The sequence below is a fragment of the Nitrosomonas sp. Nm166 genome (assembly GCF_900112825.1).
Lineage (GTDB): Bacteria > Pseudomonadota > Gammaproteobacteria > Burkholderiales > Nitrosomonadaceae > Nitrosomonas.
The window spans coordinates 1-21,505 of sequence record NZ_FONE01000050.1 but is presented as its reverse complement, the minus strand read 5'-3'; the positions used below and the strand labels follow the sequence as shown (position 1 = coordinate 21,505).

25 protein-coding genes and 1 pseudogene are annotated in these 21,505 nt (G+C 43.8%); 11 read left to right on the top strand and 15 right to left on the bottom strand.

Features of this window, described 5'->3' with window-relative positions; translation table 11 throughout:
* On the top strand, positions 1–235 hold a 235-nt coding region (locus tag BM021_RS12915; RefSeq protein ID WP_143074351.1), incomplete at its 5' end, for an IS30 family transposase.
* A gap of 191 nt (positions 236–426) precedes the next feature.
* On the opposite strand, the gene BM021_RS12910 is transcribed toward BM021_RS12915, so the two are convergent.
* The 3 genes from BM021_RS12910 to BM021_RS12900 all read right to left on the bottom strand — a co-directional run bounded on the left by BM021_RS12910 (position 427) and on the right by BM021_RS12900 (position 1,917).
* Positions 427–774, bottom strand: coding sequence for a DUF4326 domain-containing protein (locus BM021_RS12910; RefSeq protein WP_090721436.1), 348 nt, complete (start codon positions 772–774; stop codon positions 427–429).
* A gap of 170 nt (positions 775–944) precedes the next feature.
* The gene (locus BM021_RS12905) at positions 945–1,481 is read right to left on the bottom strand and encodes a MazG-like family protein (protein WP_090721435.1); all 537 of its coding nucleotides are present in this window, start codon (positions 1,479–1,481) and stop codon (positions 945–947) included.
* A 244-nt stretch (positions 1,482–1,725) separates the two neighbouring features.
* Positions 1,726–1,917: a hypothetical protein gene (locus BM021_RS12900; protein ID WP_090721434.1), complete on the bottom strand. Its 192-nt coding sequence runs from the start codon at positions 1,915–1,917 to the stop codon at positions 1,726–1,728.
* Positions 1,918–2,021: 104 nt separating this feature from the next.
* Between BM021_RS12900 and BM021_RS12895 the strand changes: the two genes are divergently transcribed.
* Positions 2,022–2,861: a hypothetical protein gene (locus BM021_RS12895; RefSeq protein ID WP_090721433.1), complete on the top strand. Its 840-nt coding sequence runs from the start codon at positions 2,022–2,024 to the stop codon at positions 2,859–2,861.
* 133 nt (positions 2,862–2,994) lie between these two features.
* On the opposite strand, the gene BM021_RS12890 is transcribed toward BM021_RS12895, so the two are convergent.
* From BM021_RS12890 to BM021_RS12880, 3 genes are all read right to left on the bottom strand, one after another.
* Positions 2,995–3,279, bottom strand: a complete 285-nt coding sequence (locus BM021_RS12890) for a hypothetical protein (protein WP_143074350.1) — start codon at positions 3,277–3,279, stop codon at positions 2,995–2,997.
* Between the two features lie 118 nt (positions 3,280–3,397).
* Entirely contained in the window at positions 3,398–4,066 is a 669-nt protein-coding gene (locus tag BM021_RS12885; RefSeq protein ID WP_256207916.1) for a hypothetical protein, read from the bottom strand.
* A gap of 240 nt (positions 4,067–4,306) precedes the next feature.
* Positions 4,307–4,798: a hypothetical protein gene (locus BM021_RS12880; RefSeq protein WP_090721431.1), complete on the bottom strand. Its 492-nt coding sequence runs from the start codon at positions 4,796–4,798 to the stop codon at positions 4,307–4,309.
* A 93-nt stretch (positions 4,799–4,891) separates the two neighbouring features.
* Between BM021_RS12880 and BM021_RS12875 the strand changes: the two genes are divergently transcribed.
* Genes BM021_RS12875 through nfi form a run of 3 tightly spaced genes read left to right on the top strand, consistent with a single transcriptional unit; the run spans position 4,892 to position 7,330 of the window.
* Positions 4,892–6,169 (top strand): NAD(P)H-binding protein, encoded by a 1,278-nt coding sequence (locus BM021_RS12875; protein ID WP_090721430.1) that lies wholly within the window; start codon positions 4,892–4,894, stop codon positions 6,167–6,169.
* Complete coding sequence (locus BM021_RS12870; protein WP_090721429.1) at positions 6,169–6,633, top strand: DUF2269 family protein; 465 nt, start codon at positions 6,169–6,171, stop codon at positions 6,631–6,633. The genes BM021_RS12875 and BM021_RS12870 overlap by 1 nt, the downstream gene beginning before the upstream one ends.
* Before the next feature lie 28 nt (positions 6,634–6,661).
* The gene (gene nfi, locus BM021_RS12865) at positions 6,662–7,330 is read left to right on the top strand and encodes a deoxyribonuclease V (RefSeq protein ID WP_090721428.1); all 669 of its coding nucleotides are present in this window, start codon (positions 6,662–6,664) and stop codon (positions 7,328–7,330) included.
* Positions 7,331–7,414: 84 nt separating this feature from the next.
* Here the strand turns inward: nfi and BM021_RS15325 are convergent, their stop codons facing one another.
* Entirely contained in the window at positions 7,415–7,570 is a 156-nt protein-coding gene (locus tag BM021_RS15325; protein WP_218147868.1) for a hypothetical protein, read from the bottom strand.
* Positions 7,571–8,168: 598 nt separating this feature from the next.
* On the opposite strand from BM021_RS15325, the gene BM021_RS12860 reads away from it, so the two are divergent.
* The 3 genes and pseudogenes from BM021_RS12860 (at position 8,169) to BM021_RS16235 (ending at position 9,246) form a co-directional block, all read left to right on the top strand.
* Complete coding sequence (locus BM021_RS12860) at positions 8,169–8,489, top strand: hypothetical protein (RefSeq protein WP_090721427.1); 321 nt, start codon at positions 8,169–8,171, stop codon at positions 8,487–8,489.
* 270 nt (positions 8,490–8,759) lie between these two features.
* Positions 8,760–8,966 carry a transposase gene (locus tag BM021_RS16650; RefSeq protein WP_371116496.1) on the top strand — a complete coding sequence of 69 codons (207 nt, stop codon included), beginning with the start codon at positions 8,760–8,762 and terminating at the stop codon, positions 8,964–8,966.
* Positions 8,878–9,246, top strand: a pseudogene (locus BM021_RS16235) (transposase). Before BM021_RS16650 ends, BM021_RS16235 begins: the two are co-directional and overlap by 89 nt.
* Before the next feature lie 308 nt (positions 9,247–9,554).
* Here the strand turns inward: BM021_RS16235 and BM021_RS12850 are convergent.
* The 4 genes from BM021_RS12850 to BM021_RS12835 form a co-directional block, all read right to left on the bottom strand.
* Entirely contained in the window at positions 9,555–9,917 is a 363-nt protein-coding gene (locus BM021_RS12850) for an exosortase system-associated protein, TIGR04073 family (RefSeq protein WP_090721426.1), read from the bottom strand.
* 54 nt (positions 9,918–9,971) lie between these two features.
* On the bottom strand, positions 9,972–10,496 hold the full coding sequence (locus BM021_RS12845) for a hypothetical protein (protein ID WP_090721425.1): 525 nt from the start codon (positions 10,494–10,496) through the stop codon (positions 9,972–9,974).
* Positions 10,497–10,741: 245 nt separating this feature from the next.
* Positions 10,742–11,287 carry a glycine zipper family protein gene (locus BM021_RS12840; RefSeq protein WP_090721438.1) on the bottom strand — a complete coding sequence of 182 codons (546 nt, stop codon included), beginning with the start codon at positions 11,285–11,287 and terminating at the stop codon, positions 10,742–10,744.
* A gap of 14 nt (positions 11,288–11,301) precedes the next feature.
* Positions 11,302–11,874, bottom strand: a complete 573-nt coding sequence (locus tag BM021_RS12835; RefSeq protein ID WP_090721424.1) for a hypothetical protein — start codon at positions 11,872–11,874, stop codon at positions 11,302–11,304.
* Positions 11,875–12,174: 300 nt separating this feature from the next.
* Between BM021_RS12835 and BM021_RS12830 the strand changes: the two genes are divergently transcribed.
* Complete coding sequence (locus tag BM021_RS12830; protein ID WP_090721423.1) at positions 12,175–13,044, top strand: phosphoribulokinase; 870 nt, start codon at positions 12,175–12,177, stop codon at positions 13,042–13,044.
* Positions 13,045–13,221: 177 nt separating this feature from the next.
* Positions 13,222–15,429, top strand: a complete 2,208-nt coding sequence (locus tag BM021_RS12825; protein WP_090721422.1) for a UvrD-helicase domain-containing protein — start codon at positions 13,222–13,224, stop codon at positions 15,427–15,429.
* Positions 15,430–15,441: 12 nt separating this feature from the next.
* Here the strand turns inward: BM021_RS12825 and BM021_RS12820 are convergent, their stop codons facing one another.
* From BM021_RS12820 to BM021_RS12805, 4 genes are all read right to left on the bottom strand, one after another.
* Positions 15,442–16,425 (bottom strand): BPSS1780 family membrane protein, encoded by a 984-nt coding sequence (locus tag BM021_RS12820; protein WP_090721421.1) that lies wholly within the window; start codon positions 16,423–16,425, stop codon positions 15,442–15,444.
* A gap of 41 nt (positions 16,426–16,466) precedes the next feature.
* Positions 16,467–17,417: a homoserine kinase gene (locus BM021_RS12815; protein ID WP_090721420.1), complete on the bottom strand. Its 951-nt coding sequence runs from the start codon at positions 17,415–17,417 to the stop codon at positions 16,467–16,469.
* 68 nt (positions 17,418–17,485) lie between these two features.
* Positions 17,486–17,878 carry a DUF2782 domain-containing protein gene (locus tag BM021_RS12810; protein WP_177186376.1) on the bottom strand — a complete coding sequence of 131 codons (393 nt, stop codon included), beginning with the start codon at positions 17,876–17,878 and terminating at the stop codon, positions 17,486–17,488.
* A gap of 57 nt (positions 17,879–17,935) precedes the next feature.
* The gene (locus BM021_RS12805; protein ID WP_090721419.1) at positions 17,936–18,655 is read right to left on the bottom strand and encodes an LOG family protein; all 720 of its coding nucleotides are present in this window, start codon (positions 18,653–18,655) and stop codon (positions 17,936–17,938) included.
* Between the two features lie 16 nt (positions 18,656–18,671).
* Between BM021_RS12805 and polA the strand changes: the two genes are divergently transcribed.
* Positions 18,672–21,413 carry a DNA polymerase I gene (gene polA, locus BM021_RS12800; protein WP_090721418.1) on the top strand — a complete coding sequence of 914 codons (2,742 nt, stop codon included), beginning with the start codon at positions 18,672–18,674 and terminating at the stop codon, positions 21,411–21,413.
* Positions 21,414–21,505 lie beyond the last annotated feature (92 nt).

The window sequence follows — 21,505 nt, the reverse complement described above, 5'->3', positions numbered from 1 at the left end:
GAATGCGGCAATATATTTTGCACATCCCTATGCATCATGGGAGCGCGGTACAAATGAAAACACAAACGGACTGATAAGACAGTACTTTCCAAAAGAAACTGACTTCAATCAGGTGACTAATGACCAGATTAAACAGGCTATGGATCGGCTAAACAATCGGCCTCGTAAGACCAGAGGCAACAAGTCACCTAATGAATTATTTTGGGGGCAGCAAGTTGATTTACTTGCTGCATAATTTGTTGCAATTATTGCTTGAATCCGCCAGATGGTTGTTATACTCATAATTACAATAAGTTGAAAGGCTATGAGATAAAAAAGAAATTTGGCATAGTTTTCGTAGAAATTCTCAACTTATTAACAAAGAAGCCTCTAAAACTGATCTGTGCCAGAATGGTAGTGCTGGTAATGAGCAAGAATATCGAAAGTTCATATTCGATCGTTTTTGTCCCCATCGTTAGCCAATTTAATCAAAATAGCAGCATGACATTTGTCTTCGGCATCCGGTTTACCGGGCAGCGGACACCAGCAAGCCAAATTTCTGCCGGCTAACTCTGCGCGAGCCGCTTGTATCAATTTCTCATTATTTAAAGCAAATGATTTATATAAAACATAAGCATGTTGTCTATCTTTAACCATTTGTCCTGGTATAAACGGATTTTCCTTGCCTGGAATGAATGGATTGCCCCATTTAGTAGTTCTGTCAACTTTCATAGTATTTTCCGGCATGCACCAACCTTTAATACGCCTCAGTTGTACTCTTAGCGGTATGGCCATCTCATTCTTCTCCGTTTATTTATTCTGCCTCATACCCACTTTCTTGAGGTTCTATTCTTTAGATGTGGCATTTAAATAAAATCCGGGAATAATGTTCATCCATCTTTCTGATGGTTTAACAGCATAGCTCCTCATTACGAAGTATCGTTACGCTATTGATTTTTATAGCCTCATGTTTTCGGATTTCGTCTTTTTAGAATAGCTACTGCATTTTGATATTTTTCATCGGTTTCTTTTATAAAAGTTCCGTCAAATATAATCCCCTTACGTTTTTTGAGTTCGTTATAGGCCATTGAAAGGCATTTTCCAGGAGAATAATGAAGAATTCTAGTTAGTGCAGTTAAATAAATCAGAAAATATCCCATATTAATATGGATATCTTCATTCATGACAATATTGTTAGCTAAATTTCCCAGATACTTAGCCATTAGAATTAATACATACTGCAAATTCTTTATTCGTACGTCACTTATTTCCTGGGTATGTTCTAAGCACTCATTTAAGGAAACATTTTTCATTCTGCAGATAATGACCATCTCTGCAATACATTTCCCAATGCCATCACAGCAGTCATCTATTTTATAGCTTAGCTCGGCTATCCTGCCAAATTCCACTACTAACTTTAAGGTCTCAGTTTTTAAGTCAGAACCATGCACGAGGTTAGTTTCTTCCGCCCAGCTGATAACTTGATGTATGAGTCTATTCATTTTTATCTCCCTAGCGCTATATATCCTCTAAGCATTTTTTACCTTCTTAGCGTTATATATCCTCTAAGTATTAGAGACTTTCTGTGCGGTGGTGCACTTAATGGGCTAGCTGCGTACCAGTTCATCACCGCTCAACGTGCTGAGTTGGCGTGTATAAGGCACGCAGGCAAGTTGCTGAACTGGATATCGCGAACCGTCGTGCTTTATGCATATGTAGGGAGTTAAACTTCTGGCTTAACTTTAATTATTTTTCACTTTGCAAAGTATATAGAGGCACTTTCACTTGAATGCAATCGCCATAGAAAGATTTTAGAGAGCGAGATGTTTTGACTTTATCGCAACTTTCTTGATCTGCATATGGCCCAAATGTCTGGGCCATATTTTTATTATCCTGCCAGGATGAAATAACCAAAATCCAAACCATAACTGTTTTCATAATATATCCTTAAAGAGTATTTGTTGGTGATGTTTAAAAGGGCTTGCTTGTATGAACATTTTTATGTTTGATAGATTATAAATTTTGAATGCCTTTTAGAAGAAATGGATGATCTTATAGATACTATTAAGGCTCAATTATACGATAGGATCAGTAGCCCTCTGGCAGGGTCATTTATTATCGCTTGGTGTCTCTGGAACTGGAGGTTTATTGTAGTTATTTTCTCTGATATGCCTGTCGAAGAAATGTTTACTTTCCTTGATACGTATATCTACTCAACGCCATCAAAGATGATTTTATTTTGGATTGTTGGGCCACTTCTTACGACATGTTTCTATTTATTTATTTATCCTCATCCAGCTCGATGGATATACGAGTACACACGAAAGCAACATCAAAAAGTAAAAGAAATAAGGCAGCGTATGGAAGATGAGGAACCCCTGACTAAAGAGCAAGCAAGGGAAATAAGGAGGGTGGCTATTGAAGCAAGAGATTATCTGGAATCCGAATTAGAAAAAGAAACAGAAAAAAATAAGAGACTTCAAGCAGAAAACGAAGAATTAAAGAATTTATTACAAAAGAAAGAGCATGACCTTGTTGATACTAAGTCCAATATCAAAAAAGTTATTGAAGGTAAAAATAGTTTTGATACCGCCAAAAGAAGTTTCACAATTAATCTCCAGGATGCACATACCCAATCTGTAATTCTAAAATTATTATCCAATTTAAAACAGAATCCCCTTGTTAGCAAAGAGAATTTTATAAAATATATAGCGATTCAACTGGAGATTGACCCGCTTGAGATAGCGTATTTTGTTGAGTTACTACTGAAGTTCGGTTTTTTAAATCTGGATGAAGGTAACTTGTCGCTTAGCTCTACAGGAGAAAATCTGCTCAGCGAGGAAAATTTTAAAGAACTCCAGCTGGCACTAAATTCTAAATAAGAGACTTAAGAGAATGGATAAGAAATCGCCTGAACAAATTAAATTTTCTCAGTACGGTATCAAATTTTGAGCAAACCGTTCAGGTAGAAAGCTCACTTGGGCTTGTTAAACAAGAAATCAATGAATCGTTGCATTAATTATTTACTCCAGGTGGACTGTTGAAATTGACACGCGGGTGAATTTTATCCGGAGGAGATTTTCCGCTATTATGATTCAAGCCTTGTTTTTCTGTTTTTGGTGGTAAAGCTTTCTCATCCCGATTTTTTTCTTTGGAAACAGGCTCTTCAAAAGAAGGCTCAACAGGATTTTGTTTTTTATTGAGTCTTTCTTGCACTGGAGCAGATTCCGCGAAAATGAAGTTACTCATTATTAAGAAAGACAGGAAGACGTTGAGAGATAAGACATTTATTTTCATCATAAGAGTTGATCCCGTTTTTTGGGTATTTAGAAACCAAATAATTGCTTAAAGCTCACGATTAGCCAGTTAATATTCGTATCTTCAGCGCACTTCCATCATTATTACCTGATGGCACGGTCTAGAAATCGTAGATGAGACGCGAAGTAATCAGCCATTCGGTTCTTTTCTCTTCGTTTAATTGGGAAGGCCCGCCCCCAAACTGAATAACGGCATTTTTGCTGAAGGCATATTGAATCTGCGGCGTTAACCTGTAACGGTATTTGCTTGTTATTTCGTTATTCAACTCGACCCCAAGCGAGAATCGCTTAGAATACATATAAAATAAGCTGTTGTTTGACAAGCCGACGAATTCTCCATCCTCATTGAAAGCTGTACGCCTGAAACCAAACATATTCATCATGCTCCATTTCTCCGAAAATTTATAATCGTTCAGGTAAAGCACTTCTGCTGCATACTCTTTTTCATCGTTTTTTCTTCGTCCTATGGCTTGCCAGCCATGGATCATTCGTCCTTGCAACAACATGCCCAAAGTACCTTGCAGAGAAACCTTATATTCACTTAAAGTCGCATTCTCGACAGGAAGCTCCAATTCAATCGCATGTCCGTTTTTGAACGAATATTCAATCTCAGGCGACCATTGGAACTGCCCGGTACGGGTTGAGTAATCAAATAGTGTATTGATTTCAACCTCACCTTTCTTTGCGCCCAGGGGATCAACCAAATCAAATACCATCGGTTCAGGCCTTCCATCAGGAAGCCCTGTTCGGTCGGCATGGGCGATCGCCACCAGGCCAAACCAAACGAAAGAGACTGACCCGATGATAAGAGAATGAATATGGCTGGGTATCAATGCAGTTCAGAGCCAGGTGATTTAGCCTGAGCTAAGATCAGGCGAAATATATGAACATCAAACATGCTTGAAAGTAGCCTTGATAACTTGTTTGGCAAAGTTTGCTAGGTAAATTTTACGAGCAATGAGCTGCTAGTAACAGCATGAAGTGCATCGAAATGATGACTTTGTTTCCTTTCAATCCTTGCGAGTTGATCGATAACGATCTAGTAAAGCTGGTGCAGCCAGCCCGAGCGCGAATGTTCCATATACCAGGAACAATGAGCGTTTCGAGAGCCGATTCTCAAACCCTGGGGTCAGACGTTTGGGTATACAGTAAAAATCGACCACATAAGCAGCTGCCGTCGTCATGACAGCGGGCGCAAGCGCGGCAGAAGGTTTCTCAGTCGGTGATGAGCGCTCCCGAACTCGTTCATACCAAATAGCCCAGAAGATCGAAGCAGCATGGTGAATAGCGTAACCCATGAGCGTGTAGCGAAGGCTGAAGCGGTTCTTATAGGGTGCATGCCTTCCCCATATCCACTGACTTGGACCGTTAATAGGGGCTGCAAATCTGCCTAATTCGCGTTTGCCCAATAGGGAGAGAGAAATGGCTGAGGCAACACTGGCCACGCTACCTGAAACCAGACTGCTATGAATGATGCGACGCCATGAAATTATATTCGCCATCTTTCAAACTATACTATAGTATGGTTTATTATGAAATATAGATTAAAAAGCCAGCAGATTTAGGCGTATGACTGCTCAGACTGCGATCCTAAAATGTCTATCATATTAATTGTCGGTGCAAATGGGTTTATTGGTAGCCATCTAGTTGCCGCACTCGCGGATGCTGGACATGAAATTGTATGTGCGGTAAAAAAAGTGCCGCCGCGTGAAGAATTGCGCCGCTTTACCTGCATCCCCGTCGACTATACGCGTGACTTTGATGCGGATGTCTGGAAGGCGAGGATATTGGGCATTGATATCGTCATCAATGCAGTGGGCATCATCAGAGAGCATGGGCGACAAACATTTGAAGCGCTGCATGAACGTGCGCCGAGGGCGCTTTTTTCAGCCAGCGCTGCGGCAGGTATCCGAATATTGCAGATATCAGCCCTCGGGGCGGATGAGACAGCAAGCAGCCAGTATCATCTCAGCAAAAAGGCCGCTGATGATTACTTGCTTGCCATAAGCAACCAAGCAGTCGTTGTTCAACCTTCCCTGGTATATGGGGCGGGTGGAGCAAGCGCCAACATGTTCAACCTCATCGCAAGCCTTCCGGTGGTTCCTCTACCTGGCGCCGGTAATCAGAAAATCCAACCTATTCATATTGATGATCTGACCCAAGCCATTGTGGCTTTAGTCGAAACTGATCGATATCAGGGTCAGCGTCTCTCTCTCGTCGGCCCAGAGCCCCTTACACTGCAGCGATATTTGAGTGAGCTGCGGCATCTGATGGGATTGGGTCCGGGAAGATTTGTGCACGTCCCCATCACGCTTATCGATATCGCCGCGCAGATTGGAAAATGGTCCGGGAAGGGCATGCTCGATGTTGACACTTGGCAGATGTTACAACGTGGAAATACGGCAGATTGCGGTACAACCCAAGCACTTTTGGGCCGTGAGCCTCGACCAGTAAGCAAATTCTCGTCCCAGTGGGAAGCGAAGCACTTGGGTCTGTCGGCGCTTCTGGGCTGGCTACAGCTGGTATTGCGCTTGTCGATTGCAGCTGTGTGGCTTGTCGCAGGGGTAGTTTCCATGGGAATCTACCCTGTTGAAGAAAGTTATATTTTGCTAGCGCGCGTTGGTATTACAGGAGCGCTTGCTCCCGTGGCCCTGTACGGGGCTGCTGCCCTGGATATCGCGTTTGGCCTGGGGACTTTATTTCTGCGGGATCGCAGACTGCTGTGGATTGCACAGGCTACCCTCATCGGAATTTACACTATTACGATAACCTTTTTTCTCCCAGAATTCTGGTTGCACCCATTCGGGCCGTTGATTAAAAATCTGCCCATACTCGCAGCCATTCTCCTTTTATATGAGCTAGAAAAGCGCTGATGGATTATGTAACCGTAAAATGGCTTCACATCCTTTCTTCAACCTTGCTCTTCGGCACTGGTCTTGGTACAGCCTATTTTATGATTTGCGCCGTTTTAACCCGTGATGCCAAGATCGCCGCCGTGGTTGGAAAAAATGTGATCATCGCTGACTGGCTATTTACCGCCACTACCGTCGTTATTCAACCTGTCACTGGTTTCTATCTTGTTTATTTGGCAGATATTCCCCTGACAGACCGCTGGGTCCTGTGGTCAACTGGGTTGTATCTTCTTGCAGGGGCCTGCTGGCTTCCCGTCGTATGGTTGCAAATAAGAATGCATCGGATTGCTGTTGCCGCAAGCCATGCCAGAACTAACCTCCCGCCACTGTTTTGGCGCTATTTCCGCATTTGGGTTACGCTGGGTATTCCAGCGTTTATCGCGCTCATCATCGTGTTTTATTTGATGGTGGCCAAACCGATATGAATTCATTGTCCAGTAGCTTGCTATTTGTATGATCATCACTTCACATTTGCATGACTGGAATGTCACTCCACAACAAGCAGTGGCGATCCAGGAGCGCATGCGTCACTTCGTTGAAACGGCTGACCGATTGCCAGAGATTTTTCACGTCGCGGGAGTAGATGTGGGTTTAGAAGAGAGCGGTCAAATCGCCAGGGCAGCAGTGGTCGTACTTTCTTTTCCCAATCTTAAGCGAGTAGACCAGGCAATAGCGCGTCGACCTGTCGAATTTCCCTACATTCCAGGCTTGCTTTCTTTTCGCGAGCTGCCTGCAGTGCTTGATGCGCTAGCACGGTTGCACATTCAGCCAGATATCATCCTCTGCGATGGTCAAGGCATTGCCCATCCCCGCCGCCTCGGCATTGCCTCCCACCTTGGCGTGTTGCTGGATGTTCCTACCATCGGCGTGGGTAAGACTCGCCTGACTGGATACCACATTGAGCCACCAGATGAGCGGGGAGGTTGGGTTCCCCTGCAGGATAAGGGCGAGGTCATTGGAGCAGTGCTGCGCACCCGGCCGGGGGTAAAGCCGGTTTATGTGTCCCTTGGTCACCGGCTCACTTTGCAGACCGCCATCCAGATGGTTATGGCTTGCACGACTCGTTATCGACTTCCGGAGACGACACGTCAAGCACACAAGCTGGCCTCTGGTCACTCGTAGCCGGCAGATCTATTTACTTGGGTCGCATTTCTCCTTTGCGTACCCATACTCCCCGTTCCTCACAACGCAGCAGTTCACTGCCACTTAGCACATACGACCAATCGGATATGATATATTATTGAAGTAACAGGCGCCGATCTCGAGTTCGAGGTCAAGTGAGACATCCTCATACTCATCAAAGATGAGCGAGGTATTGAGTTCCGGGTCTTGTGCGCCGACTTGAGGTATATGATCGGTCATTGTCTCTTTCCTTTGAAGGGCTAACGTTCCGCAAAATGTAGCACACCAAAGCTGCACGCAAGCGATTATTTTTTGAGTGATGCGATGTTGTCGGCTTCTTCAGACTGTCATTGAACTCGGTAATAACGACAGAAGATCGTATCGATGACCAGAAGGACGACGTAGCCTCGACGACATGGTACTTGCCAACCTTCTATGTACGCTTGTGTACATGCCTTCCTAGCTGAAGGATCATGAAGTGATGGCGGTTCCGTAGTGAACAGAGTGGAATCTTTCATGAACTGATCTGTCTTTAAGTAAGTTACTGTTGCCTTTGCGATATTGCCTGATTGGCTGTTTCAGAGATGATGCGCCTTAGCTGTGTTCCGCTTCTAGATGGGTAGATACACACCTTCATGGTGAAGAGGGGGCTTTAAAAATCTGCTCGCAAGCAGTCTAAGGTGATCTGTGGGCATTGGTTGCTTGACCAAGTGTGAATCAAAAGGTGAAGTGTCAGCTAGGCGAGCATCTATATGCGCTGGGTAAACAACTTTACTTTAAGTGTCATTTGCGGATCTGGGTGTGACCGCGAGCAGCGGCTATGCATGAGGAGGATAAGATGAAATACAGCGAACAACTGATTCAGCAAGTATGGGAGAAAGCCCGTGCAAGCACCGATATCAATGCAGATCTGTGGCGAGAAGATGAGTGTGGCGCTTGGATCAACCATCAACATTACGGCGATACTCATTCCGACTTTGGCTGGAAAATAATCAATGTCTCACCTGGCGGGCCAGATACCGTGGAGAACCTGCGAGCATTTCATCACCGCAATACTTACGATATCGGTGGCCGGCATGCCAAGTGCCATGTTACGGCAGATCGAGCCAATCTGGCTACCTTCGAGCATAGCCCTCAGCTTCGCAACCGAAGCGTTTGAAGATCGAATCCCGAGCTCAAGCGTAAAGGATTTGAGCCGTGATGGGAAGAGCGCTTGTTGGAGTTGGTGTTGAAGCGACGTTGGCGGCGAGGGGAGCTGTGGCTTAAGTGAAATCATGACAATCGTAATGGGTTTTCATCTGTCGGGTTACCGGACGTTTAAGCATTATTATCTGGGTCAGGTGTTGAGGTATCAGCGGTCCTAGTCCTATTATCCGGTTGAGCTAGGTGGCCTGATACCCTTGTGCTGTTTTCTGGTTAGTCGCTTTGGGTGCTGGTGGGAATCAGCTTTATTGATTCGACCAGGATCAGTGTGCGCCACAATCACCGCATCTGGTCTCATCAAGTGATGGCAGATTTTGCTGCTCGGGGCTCGGGGAAAGACTCGCGTGGATTGGTTTTATGGGTTCAAGTTGCACTTGGTCATCAAGGACCAAGGGGAATTGCTGGGAGTGAAAATCACGGCAGACAATGTTGACGATCTTGATTTCCTGCCGGAGCTGGCACACTCTTTGTTTGGGAAATTCTTTAGCGACCGGGGTTACATCTCCCAGACACTCTTTGAGCAACTCTGAAGCCAAGGCGTGCAGCTCATCACTAAAGTGCGCATGAACATGAAAAACAAACTATTGCCATTGTTTGACAAAATCTTGCTGCGTAAACGCTCAGTCATTGAGACTGTCAACGACCAATTGAAAACATCTCTCAAATTGAACATTCCCGCCATCGCGGTCCATTTAACTTCTTTGTTAATCTGATAGCTGGGCTGGTGTCTTACACATTCCGCGAGAAGAAGCCTTCCCTTAATATTAGATTTTCTCAGGCTCTTCCAGCCGTAGGATTGTGATCCTTATGTCGAACTCACGTTAAGTAGTAAGAGTGTGTTCTCTGATTATTTACTGCTGAATTGTGGAATTTGAAGCTGAAGTTTTCAAGAAATGTAAAAGGCAGGTATTTATAAAATCAATAGCGTATACGCTATTTGTACAGAATTGGCTCTATAAGTTTTATCTCTGTTATTGCAAATTATAGATTAATGAACGCAATAACAGAGATAAGGAATTTATTAACGCATGTGGGCTTCAACGAAAGTTGTTTCACGGCTAAAATCATCCCAAATAAAGGCTGGCTTGACAATAGGCGTGGTGGGTATAAGGAATGTTGCAATATCAAAAGCGCCGCATAGTGAACGCCCAACGGCATAGGCAATGCCAGTTATGAATCCGACAGTCATTCCATGGACGACACCATCTCTATTGCCGACGATGGTTATTGTTTTGGGTATTTCGACGACACCTGTAACAGCGTTAGCAAGGCCAGTTCCCAGCTTATCAATAACCTTATCCGGATACTGATCTGCAAACGCTGAATTGGAGGTTGCAAGAAATAAAAGGAATATTATAAATAAGCCTTGAATCGTTTTCCTCATAGTGAATCCTTAAATGATTAATAAAAATAATTTCTAAGAATATTGGATGTTTTTTTATTTGCTGCTTTCCCGTTTGGCAGATTGTTTCAGAATACTAATAATTTTTTCTATTTCACGCTCGATCAGATGATCTGGATATTTCCGGGTTTGCAGTTCGGTTCTGATTCGGTAGGCTATTTCCAGAACGAGTAGATCCATTGTATTTTTATCACCTTTTTCTGAAGCTTCCTGATATTCTCCTTGGAATCGATTGATAGTGTTCATCATAGCATCATTCTTAATATCCAGGCTGGATAAAAGAGAATCCAATTCATATTTCAGGTTACCGAACATTATGGGTTGTGATGGTTGAGGAGTTGATTCAGGTTGGTAAGGTATGTATTTCGGTATCAAAACCGACAGCATAATTAGTACGATACCGGAACCCACTGTTGCAACTACGAAACGCCAAAGCTTATATTCTTTTCCACGCAGTTTTATTATATTTATTCGTTGCATTCCAAGCCGGGCATAGACAATTATTCCTACAAGAAACAGAATGGCACCAAGTGCCATAATAATGGGTACAATGGGATGCACAGTTTTACTCCTATGTTCTTATCTTAAAGTCCAGTTGCTGTTTGCAGAAAATTTAAATTGCAGTTGTGATATGCAAAATATTTTAGCCTAATATAATAATACTGAGTTATTATCCGTTTGATAATAACTCAGTATGTACAATATTTTACATCATTAGGAATTTAGAGCTTGTTCATATCAGCCGAATTTTGGCAAACATTGCCTGCCATCGCTTTCCGTAATGAGTAAATAACTAACAGAAAAAATTATCGCAAAGGTGGTGGTGGCGGATTACCAGGGGGCGGGGGTGGTGGAGTGAAATCAGGTGGTGGAGATGAGATGCGTCGGCTGCTGTTTGCGGGCGAATCATCCGTGATTCTTCCGGATATCGGTACGCGGTGGCCTTTGGCATACATACATTGAATATAACTGTTATCGTAACGTTGTTGATTGGCGTATGCGGAAGTGCTGGCACTGCCTGATCCGATTAGTCCACCGCCTAACAGGCCTGCTCCGGCACCGATTGCAGCTCCAGTACCGCTTCCACCTCCGAGCGCTGTGCCCGCCAGAGCACCTAGTCCGGCTCCAATTGCAGCGCTTTCCATACCACTTCTTTGCATTGCTTGCCGTGGTGTTGTTCCACCTAATTGTTCGTATGCATATTGCCGGCATTCGTGTTCATCAATCCGAAACTGATCAAAACTTTTACCGGAGCCGGGCAATGTCATTACACTGGGTCCGCTCGGCAGATTGACACATGCCGTCAAGAGGCAAACTGTTGAAGGTATCAGTATTTGTCTAATTGCTTTCATAGTATTCTCGTTTGTCATTGTGCATAAGGTTGAGGAGCAACTTGCAGCCAGCCGCCTGGACATTCCTTGATATATGGATAATATCCTTGTGGAGTTTGGCAATAATACCAATAGCTGGTTTTTGGTTCAGCAGGTTTGGGTTCTTGCTGTTGTATGTAAACAGGGGGGCGAGAGGGAGCTGTAATGGCGGATGGGTATGTATAATAGGGCCTAATAAAAGGATCTGCATAGCCATAAGGGCCCCAAACTCCGGGACCATAATAACCTCCCCACCTAGGGCCATAGTAACCACCCCACCTGGGACCATAGTAACCACCCCAAAACCAAGGATCGTAATAGCCACCAATCCCAAGAATGAAATGATCATGATGGTGATGATGGTGATGGTCATCGTCATCGTCATGGTGATCACCGCCGTCCATGTCTCCACCATCCATGTCTCCACCATCCATGTCTCCACCATCCATGTCTCCGCCGCTATCACCGCCATCTCCACCGTTCCCCCCATCCCCTTCAGCCAAGGCTAAATTACTCTGCATCAATGCCATAAAGGAAGTCATAATCAACAGCCATTTTAAATCTTTCATGTGAACTCAACCTTGAATCAACAAGTAAGAGAAAGTTTTGTTTTTTTATTTACTTAGATTAACCGTCGCTAAAAACGACTTGCACGTAGTCTTGGTATACAATACCCTGCTTTTAAGCTATTAATCTGACATGATTTAAATTTTATAAGTTCCAATAGAGAAGTTCACTGCAGTATCGCTTTGAATCTGAACAGTGATACTCAATATCAATAAATTGCCCCTGCCAAAGATAGATAGAAAGAAGGTATCATATGGATTTAGAATCTTAATAGTTATATTTTATTCGAGGAGAAAATTAGAATGTCGCAAAAACACCCGGTTATAGCCGTTACCGGATCTTCTGGTGCAGGTACCTCAACGGTGAAAACCAGCTTTGAACATATTTTCCGACGTGAGAAGCTAAAAGCGGTTATCGTAGAGGGGGATAGCTTTCATCGTTATGACCGTGAAGCGATGAAGCAAGCTGTAGCAGAATCAGAAAAAGACGGTGGGCGAGCAATCAGTCATTTTGGCCCTGAAGCTAACGAGTTTGGCAAACTGGAAGCCTTATTTAGAGAATATGGTGAGAGTGGCAGTGGTCAGACACGATTATATTTGCATAACGATGAAGAGGCAGAGCCTTGGAACCAAAAAGCGGGTACATTTACCCCATGGTCGCCTATTCAGTCTGGTTCTGACTTATTGTTTTATGAGGGGCTCCATGGCGGCGTAAAAACTGATACGGTTGATGTAGCGAAGTATGTCGATTTACTGGTTGGTGTGGTACCGATCGTTAATCTGGAGTGGATTCAGAAAATATTTCGTGATACCAATGCGCGTGGATATTCAGCAGAAGCAGTAACACATACCATTTTGCGGCGTATGCACGACTATGTGCATTACATTACACCACAATTTTCGCGCACCCATATCAACTTTCAACGTGTACCAACAGTCGATACCTCCAATCCGTTTATAGCACGTGAAATTCCAACACTGGATGAAAGTCTGGTAGTGATTCGTTTCAGAGACCCCGAAAAGGTGGATTTTCCCTTTTTACTGAATATGCTGCATGATTCATTCATGTCTCGTCCAAATACCATCGTTGTTCCGGGTGGAAAAATGGGTATGGCTATTGAGATCGTATTAACGCCATTAATTCTGGAAATTGTCGCTAAGCGGAAGGTATAGCATTTTCTGATTAGTTTCTGGTTAATTCATGAATCACGATAAGATATTATTTATCTGATTCAGAATTAATCAACAAGTTATAGTTCAAACCTATTATTTGTTAAATTGTTCTAATTTTTTCTAATCTTAGTTTGTTCGATTTGACTATTGTAGTTAGTCCACACTTTTATTGGCAACATGATTTCCCTGCTATCTGATCTGAATCCACAACAACTTGAAGCCATCACATTACCACACCAGTCAGTATTAGTGCTGGCTGGTGCCGGTAGCGGGAAAACACGTGTATTAACGACACGCATCGCCTATTTGATCCAATCAGGACAGGTAAGTCCGCACGGTATTTTAGCAGTGACTTTTACTAATAAAGCTGCCAAGGAAATGCTGATACGTATTAGCGCCATGTTACCAATTAATGTGCGCGGTATGTGGATTGGAACATTCCATGGACTGTGTCACCGCATGCTGCGGGCGCATCATCAGGATGCAGGATTGCTGCAAACATTCCAGATTCTGGATTCTACAGATCAATTAGCCTTCATTAAGCGTATTCTGAAGAGCGCATCGGCTGATGAGAAGAAATTTCCACCTCGCCAAGTGCAATGGTTCATCAATAATGCCAAAGAAGCCGGCTTACGGGCTGCGTATGTCACAGTAGAAGATGCTTTTTCACATCGTATGCTTGAATTTTATCAAGCTTATGAGCAGCAATGTCATAAAGAAAGCGTAGTTGATTTTCCGGAATTGCTACTGCGTAGTTATGAGTTACTGAATCGCAATGAAATCTTATGCCAGCATTACCGGGAGCGTTTTGGTCATATTCTGGTGGATGAGTTTCAGGATACCAATCAGTTGCAATATCAATGGCTGAAATTGTTGGCCGGTGCGGGACACAAAAATACCTCGGCAGTTTTTGCAGTCGGTGATGATGATCAAAGTATTTATGCATTTCGTGGTGCTTACACCGAGAACATGAGAGACTTTGAGTGTGATTTTGGCATCAGCAAAATCATCAAGCTGGAGCAGAATTATCGTTCTCACGGCCATATCTTGGATGCTGCCAATGCACTAATTGAAAATAATCGTGAACGTCTGGGGAAGAATCTTTGGACTGCCGAAGGAAGAGGCGAGCCGTTGCGTATTTATAATGCGCTAAATGATTTAGATGAAGCTGCATTTATCATTGATGAAGTCAAAACATTGCATGCCCAAGGTATTGCCTTGTCAGAAATTGCATTGCTCTATCGCTCCAATGCGCAATCAAGGGTACTTGAGCACAGTTTATTTAATGCCGCGATACCGTATCGCGTGTATGGCGGCATGCGATTTTTTGATCGCCAGGAAATCAAGCATGCGTTGGCCTATTTACGCTTGATCGCTAATCCTGAGGACGACAATGCGTTGCTGCGTGTCATCAATTTTCCTACGCGCGGTATTGGCGCACGCAGTCTGGAACAATTACAGGATGATGCTGGAGTGCAAGGTGGCAGCTTGTGGGCTGCTGCACTACATAAATATGGTGGTGAAACAGCAATCGCGCAAAAATCGTCAGATTCTTTAAAAGGCATTGCAAAATTTGTTCATTTGATCATGACGATGCGCCAGAGCTGTAGTGGGCTACCATTGCCACAGATCGTAGAGCATATGCTGACGCACAGCGAACTATTAGCTTACTATGCCAAAGAACGCGAAGGGGCAGAAAGGCTGGAAAACCTGAATGAACTGATTAACGCGGCAATGAGTTTTGTTCATGAAGCAGAAAATGACAGTCTGATAGAATTTCTCGCGCATGCTTCTCTGGAGGCCGGTGAACATCAGGCGGGTAGTGGTCAGGATGCCCTGCAGTTAATGACGGTACATGCAGCCAAAGGATTGGAATTTCATAGCGTCTTTCTGAGCGGATTGGAAGAAGGGCTTTTTCCACATGAAAATAGCTTGAACCAGATGAACGGCATTGCTGAAGAAAGGCGTCTGATGTACGTGGCCATGACGCGCGCGCGACGACGTTTATATTTAAGTTTTGCACAAAGCCGCATGCTGCATGGCCAAACTCGTTATCACATCGCCTCGCGTTTTCTCGATGAGATTCCGGAGAATTGCTTGAAGTGGTTACAATCAGCACCGCGAGTGAATATGAATTCTTACCACTCTAATGCCGGTAACCAACCCACAACAGTCGTTTCAAGAATTTCGCCCTACTACAGCCAGGAATCTTCCAGCAGTGATTGGAGAATCGGTCAAAATGTGTTACATGCCAAGTTTGGCGCAGGCGTGATTATTAATTATGAAGGTAGTGGCAGTGAAGCGCGAGTTCAAGTCAACTTTACCAAGGTGGGAGCGAAGTGGTTATTGATTGAATATGCAAAATTGATCCAAACCATTGACTGATTTACGCTGGAATCATCGCGGACGCGTCGAGTCTTTCTTCGCTCGATACTGCTGGTGGTGCTCTTCGCTGCAAAAAAACTGCTCTTTATCTTCAATTGCCTCATTACGAGGAATGTGCAAATGACATTGCGCACATTGAACCAGTTCACCTGTATCCTTTGGCTTATTGGCTGCAGTAATTATTTCCCGTTTTGCTTCATTTTCATGCTGTGACGGATCTTCCGCGGTGTTGCTCCAGTTGGCTTTCTGATAGTCGGGTTCGGGTTCGCTATTTCTGAATCGGAGTGGTTCAGCCAGAAAAATGTCTTTATAACTGACATAGATTGAAGCAAAAAGTGTTGGAATCAGGATAACAAGCCCGATGCCATACGGCATCAGGCAAAGAATGGTCAGTATAATGAGTGTAATGCCGTACACCTGGAATGGGATGAAATTTTTCAAGCAGGCAAAAAAGCTTCTTTGCATGGCAACAATCGGTGGCACATTGTGAAATACCACTAGTAAGGGTGAAAACCAGGAAGCCATTATCAACGGGATAGAAAGTGTTAATGCAATTAGTGAAGACGTAAGAAAGCTGCTCATTACGCCCATCAGCTCACTTTCATCGACTCTCTTCCCGTATAACATCATGTCGGTCATTTGAGAGCCTCCGATCAGCATGACTAAGCCAATGATGAGAATCTGCCCGATCAGATAAATACCGCCAATAGTAATTAATGGTGCCGAGTTGGTTTTAAAAGCCACAAACAAATGAGTAATTTCAAGTGATTTGCCTTGTTCCATATCTTTACAGCCCATCATGATACCCGCCAGAAATACGGGTGAAATTAAAGTAAAAATAAATTTACCAATCAGTGGTAATAACGACATTACCATGGCAATCAGCATCAATGTGAAGCAAACAAACACCCAAGCCAGTGGTGCTTTACGGAACAGGTAGAAACCGCTTAAGATCCACTGCAATCCCTGTTTTCCATTGACTTGATGAATTTCCATCGATGTTTCTCCAGTTAATTCGGTAAATAGTTTTGAATAGCTTATATCCAGAGCCGGTGCAGTTTTTCTGGATCTCTTCTATATCTTTTCAATATATCTCTGAAATGTGCCGGATCTTTAGCATGCGTCAATTCTCCAGAACGTGGTAAATAATAGTCATAAAGTCGGGAAATCCAGAAACGCAAGGTACCTGCACGTAGCATAATAGGCCAGGCATCATGTTCAATAGCAGATAGTGGTCGAATCTCGTGATAAGCCTCAATCAGTGAGAGTGTACATGCTTCATTCAAAGTTTTGTCTTCGGTGATGCACCAGTCATTAACGGTAATTGCCAAGTCGTACAGAAAAGTATCATTGCAGGCAAAATAAAAATCAATGACACCGCTTATTTTGTGATCAGTAAACAAAATATTGTCACGGAACAAATCGGCATGGATCACGCCGCTGGGTAAAGCCATAGCTTGTTGCGATAACTGGAAATCCAGTTCCGTCCTCAATAAATCTTCTTCTTCAGCTGACAAGAAGGGTATGAGTTCTGACACTTTCTCCTGCCACCATTTTATGCCGCGTGGATTATCCATTTTATCCGGATAGGAATTTCCTGCCAAATGCATTTCTGCCAATATCTTGCCAACCTCCGCACATTGTGTTGCAGTTGGGTATTTGATTGAGTACCCGGGCAAGCAGGTAACGATAGTGGCTGGCTTGCCATTCAGTTTACCCATTAATTTGTGATCCAGCCTGGGGATCGGTGCGGGACAGGGAATGTCATGGCGTGACAAATGTGCCATCAGATTCAGATAATAAGGCAACTCGTGGCAGGTCAGCTTTTCAAACAGTGTCAATACAAATTTGCCTTCTGTAGTGGTGACAAAATAGTTGGTGTTTTCAATACCCGAGGAGATACCCTGTAACTGAGTGAGTTGGCCAAGCGCATAATTTTTCAGCCAGATTGTGAGCTGGCTATCGGTAACTGGTGTAAAAACAGACATGGGCGAGTAGCGTAAAAAGCGGAAAAAGAGTAAGAACTAATGAGCCTGGGACTATATTTTACCTTTTATTAAAATTTTAATAATTGCCACATGGGTGGGCTGACATTAATACCGGGTTCGCCCTCATGGGTAGGGTTGCTTCCAACGGTATTTTTCTTCAGGTAATAGGGCGGACCAATACGCGGAATAACCTTGATCATGATAAGTTCGCCATTCACCCGATGCTCTTCAATAGTATCTTCTCCGCGCTTGATAATGGTAACCTGTGTTTCCAGCTCAGAATCGGGCTCAATATCAGGTAGAAGGGGTGGTGGCTCGGATAAAGGAGGCAATTCAGGAACTTCAGGTAATGGTATTAAATTATCCGGCTGCGAGGGCTTTTTTGATTGCTTTGGCTGTTCGGATTGTGCCATGACAGGTATTGTAGAACTTAACAACAGTATAAAAATAAGTCGATACATGATAGTTCCCACTGGGTCATGATTATGTTGTATTCTACCTAAAATCGTAGATGGCGGTTAGAGATTGAGCTGAATTTCTCTTTCTGCAGCAGTTGGTTCAAAGCCACTGGTTTCATAATACTTGAAAATTGCATTGACTACTTGACCAGGTTCATCAATTACCTGGATCAGGTTCATGTCATCAGCTGAAATGAAACCTTGGGTGATTAATATTTTCTGAAACCAGTCAAGTAACCCGCGCCAGAATTCTGAGTAAACTAAAATAATAGGCATCTTACGGGTCTTCCCAGTCTGCACCAGTGTCAAGGCTTCCATTAATTCGTCCAATGTTCCAAAGCCGCCTGGCAATACAACATAGGCAGTTGCAAATTTAATAAACATGTACTTACGAGCAAAAAAATGCCGGAAAGTTTGACTGATGTCCTGATAAGCATTGCGATGCTGTTCGTGCGGCAACTGAATATTCAAACCGACACTGGGCGATTTCCCGAAATAAGCACCTTTATTGGCAGCTTCCATGATGCCAGGACCGCCGCCGGAGATCACGGCAAAACCAGCATCTGAAAGTTGTTTGGCAATTTCCTCGGCTAATTGATAATGCGGATTATCAGGAGTGGTGCGTGCACTGCCAAAAATACTGACGGCAGGTTGAATGGTATCAAGACGTTCCGTTCCTTCAACAAACTCTGCCATAATTCCAAATAAGCGCCATGATTCTTTTGCTGACCAGGGTTTATCTCCAGACAAGGGAATGGCTGGTTTATCTTGTAGGCTCATAGGAATATTTTTATAAATGAAAACATTGTTGCTGGTTGATGGTTCATCCTATTTATATCGCGCATTTCATGCACTGCCTGACTTACGTAATCGAAAAAATGAACCGACAGGTGCAATTCATGGTGTGCTCAATATGCTGCGCCGCTTGCACAAAGATTATCATGCGGATTATAGCGCGTGTGTGTTTGATGCAAAAGGTAAAACTTTCCGGAATGAATTATATGCTGACTATAAGGCGCATAGACCATCGATGCCATATGATTTAGCCGTTCAAATTGAGCCATTGCACGCTTGTATCCGTGCAATGGGTTGGCCGATGCTGATTATTGATGGTGTGGAAGCAGATGATGTAATCGGTACATTGGCAAAACAAGCGGTTGAAAGAAATATGCGCTGCATTATTTCAACAGGTGATAAGGATATTGCGCAGTTGGTTAATGCAGAGATTACCCTCGTAAATACGATGAATAATGAAGTATTGGATGAGGCGAATGTGCTTGCCAAGTTCGGTGTACCGCCAGCGCGTATGCTGGATTACCTGATGCTTGTTGGTGATGTGTCTGACAACGTTCCAGGAGTCCAGAAAGTAGGGCCAAAGACCGCTGTGAAGCTGCTCACCCAGTATGGGTCTTTGGATAATATCATGATGCATGTTGATGAAATTAAAGGGATCGTTGGTGATAATTTGCGTAAAGCAGTGGATTGGTTCGAGACAGCGCGCCAACTGATTGCGATTAAATGCGATGTGAATTTACCGATCCAGATAACCGATCTCGCACCTCAACCACAGGATACTAAACAACTGATCCAGCTCTACGAACAACTGGATATGAAGATGGCATTACGAGAATTGCGTCAACAGTTGACTGCGAATCAATCCGAATTGATTACCTCGAATGGAAATCTGATCATGGCGGAGAATAACAAAGGTGCTGATGTAGTTCTAACCCATTCAGGAACTTATCAAGCTATTTTTACAGAAACAGAACTGAATGATTGGCTCATCAAACTGGATGCCGCGCAGCTGGTATCAGTGGATAGTGAAACGACCAGCCTGAATCCCATGCAGGCAAAGCTGGTGGGTATTTCCTTTTGCATTGAGAGCCATCATGCAGCCTATCTTCCACTGATGCATCATTATACGGGTGCACCGCAGCAGCTTCCCCTCGATATGGTGTTAAATAGATTGAAGCCCTGGCTGGAAGACGCGACAAAACCTAAATTGGGCCAGAATTTAAAATATGATAAGCATGTTTTTGCCAATCATGGCATCCAACTGAACGGTATTGAACATGATACGCTGCTTCAGTCCTATATCCTGGAATCCCATCGCCCGCACAATATGGATAGTTTGGCGATGCGCCACCTGAATATTAAAACGATCAGTTATGATGATGTGACAGGAAAAGGAGCCAATCGGATCGGTTTTGATGAAGTGGCGATTGATACAGCTACTCAGTATGCAGCAGAAGATGCAGACATCACATTGCGCGTGCATCAGACTTTATATCCTGGCATTCAAAGCGACGCCCGGCTGAATTATATCTATAGAGAGATAGAGATGCCCATTCTAGGCGTGTTGTTTGAAATTGAGCGTAATGGTGTTTTACTGGATTATAAGCTTTTACAAAAACAGAGCCATGAACTTGGGGGAAAATTACACGCGCTGGAACAGCAGGCTTATGCGATAGCCGAGCAGTCATTTAACCTGAACTCCCCCAAACAGATACAGGAAATTCTGTTTAATCAACTCAAGTTACCTGTCATCAAGAAAACACCTACCGGCGGTCCTTCTACTGATGAAGATGTATTACAGCAACTGGCGCTGGATTATCCATTACCCAAATTATTGCTTGATTATCGTAGTCTTGCCAAATTAAAGTCGACTTATACCGATAAATTGCCGTTGATGATGAATCGAAGTACGGGGCGAGTTCATACTAATTATGCACAAGCCGTTGCTGTGACAGGACGCTTAGCCAGTTCAGATCCAAATTTGCAAAATATTCCAGTACGCACCAGTGAAGGCCGCAGAATCCGTGAAGCGTTTATTGCACCGCCAGGTCATCAAATTGTTTCAGCAGATTATTCACAGATTGAATTGCGGATCATGGCGCATATTTCCCAGGATGAAGGTCTTCTGAAAGCTTTTGCAGCGGGTGAGGATATTCATAGAGCCACTGCTGCAGAAGTATTTGGTATTTTGCCAGATCAAGTGAGTCAGGAACAGCGACGCTACGCCAAAGTGATTAATTTTGGTTTGATGTATGGGATGTCCGAGTTTGGTTTGGCGGCGCAGTTAGGCATTGAACGTAGCGCTGCCCGTGCTTATATGGAGCGATATTTCGCGCGTTACCCGGGGGTAGAAAGGTTTATGCAGCGTATCCGGGAAAAAGCCCGACAACTCGGTTATGTCGAAACTGTGTTGGGACGAAGACTGTGGCTGTCCGAGATTAATCATGTCAATGGAAATCGCCGGCAAGGCGCGGAGCGGGCAGCCATCAATGCACCAATGCAGGGAACTGCTGCTGATATCATCAAACTGGCGATGATCGTTGTACATAACTGGCTGCACAAGGAGCAATTGCGCAGTAAACTAATTATGCAGGTACATGATGAATTGGTTCTCGAGGTGCCTGATGACGAAGTTGCGTTAATGAGAGATACTTTGCCGGAACATATGAGTAGTGTTTTGCAGCTTGATGTGCCGCTATTGATAGAGATTGGTGTTGGAGATAGCTGGGAACAGGCACATTAGAGCATTCTGCATTTAAGTACGTCCATACCCTGAATTCAGGAAGTAATTTCTGCATTCATATGCTGAGAAGAGCGGCAGTATGCTGCCGATGG

Excerpts from the sequence above, each read along its gene's own strand:
- BM021_RS12810 (WP_177186376.1), bottom strand. The coding sequence starts at position 17,878 with ATGTATCGACTTATTTTTATACTGTTGTTAAGTTCTACAATACCTGTC.
- BM021_RS12890 (WP_143074350.1), bottom strand. The coding sequence starts at position 3,279 with ATGATGAAAATAAATGTCTTATCTCTCAACGTCTTCCTGTCTTTCTTA.
- BM021_RS12850 (WP_090721426.1), bottom strand. The coding sequence starts at position 9,917 with ATGAGGAAAACGATTCAAGGCTTATTTATAATATTCCTTTTATTTCTT.
- BM021_RS12815 (WP_090721420.1), bottom strand. The coding sequence starts at position 17,417 with ATGTCTGTTTTTACACCAGTTACCGATAGCCAGCTCACAATCTGGCTG.
- nfi (WP_090721428.1), top strand. The coding sequence starts at position 6,662 with ATGATCATCACTTCACATTTGCATGACTGGAATGTCACTCCACAACAA.
- BM021_RS12900 (WP_090721434.1), bottom strand. The coding sequence starts at position 1,917 with ATGAAAACAGTTATGGTTTGGATTTTGGTTATTTCATCCTGGCAGGAT.
- BM021_RS12860 (WP_090721427.1), top strand. The coding sequence starts at position 8,169 with ATGAAATACAGCGAACAACTGATTCAGCAAGTATGGGAGAAAGCCCGT.
- BM021_RS12895 (WP_090721433.1), top strand. The coding sequence starts at position 2,022 with ATGGATGATCTTATAGATACTATTAAGGCTCAATTATACGATAGGATC.
- BM021_RS12905 (WP_090721435.1), bottom strand. The coding sequence starts at position 1,481 with ATGAATAGACTCATACATCAAGTTATCAGCTGGGCGGAAGAAACTAAC.
- BM021_RS15325 (WP_218147868.1), bottom strand. The coding sequence starts at position 7,570 with ATGACCGATCATATACCTCAAGTCGGCGCACAAGACCCGGAACTCAAT.
- BM021_RS12870 (WP_090721429.1), top strand. The coding sequence starts at position 6,169 with ATGGATTATGTAACCGTAAAATGGCTTCACATCCTTTCTTCAACCTTG.
- BM021_RS12880 (WP_090721431.1), bottom strand. The coding sequence starts at position 4,798 with ATGGCGAATATAATTTCATGGCGTCGCATCATTCATAGCAGTCTGGTT.
- BM021_RS12910 (WP_090721436.1), bottom strand. The coding sequence starts at position 774 with ATGGCCATACCGCTAAGAGTACAACTGAGGCGTATTAAAGGTTGGTGC.
- BM021_RS12840 (WP_090721438.1), bottom strand. The coding sequence starts at position 11,287 with ATGAAAGCAATTAGACAAATACTGATACCTTCAACAGTTTGCCTCTTG.
- polA (WP_090721418.1), top strand. The coding sequence starts at position 18,672 with ATGAAAACATTGTTGCTGGTTGATGGTTCATCCTATTTATATCGCGCA.
- BM021_RS12805 (WP_090721419.1), bottom strand. The coding sequence starts at position 18,655 with ATGAGCCTACAAGATAAACCAGCCATTCCCTTGTCTGGAGATAAACCC.
- BM021_RS12835 (WP_090721424.1), bottom strand. The coding sequence starts at position 11,874 with ATGAAAGATTTAAAATGGCTGTTGATTATGACTTCCTTTATGGCATTG.
- BM021_RS12825 (WP_090721422.1), top strand. The coding sequence starts at position 13,222 with ATGATTTCCCTGCTATCTGATCTGAATCCACAACAACTTGAAGCCATC.
- BM021_RS12875 (WP_090721430.1), top strand. The coding sequence starts at position 4,892 with ATGTCTATCATATTAATTGTCGGTGCAAATGGGTTTATTGGTAGCCAT.
- BM021_RS12830 (WP_090721423.1), top strand. The coding sequence starts at position 12,175 with ATGTCGCAAAAACACCCGGTTATAGCCGTTACCGGATCTTCTGGTGCA.
- BM021_RS12820 (WP_090721421.1), bottom strand. The coding sequence starts at position 16,425 with ATGGAAATTCATCAAGTCAATGGAAAACAGGGATTGCAGTGGATCTTA.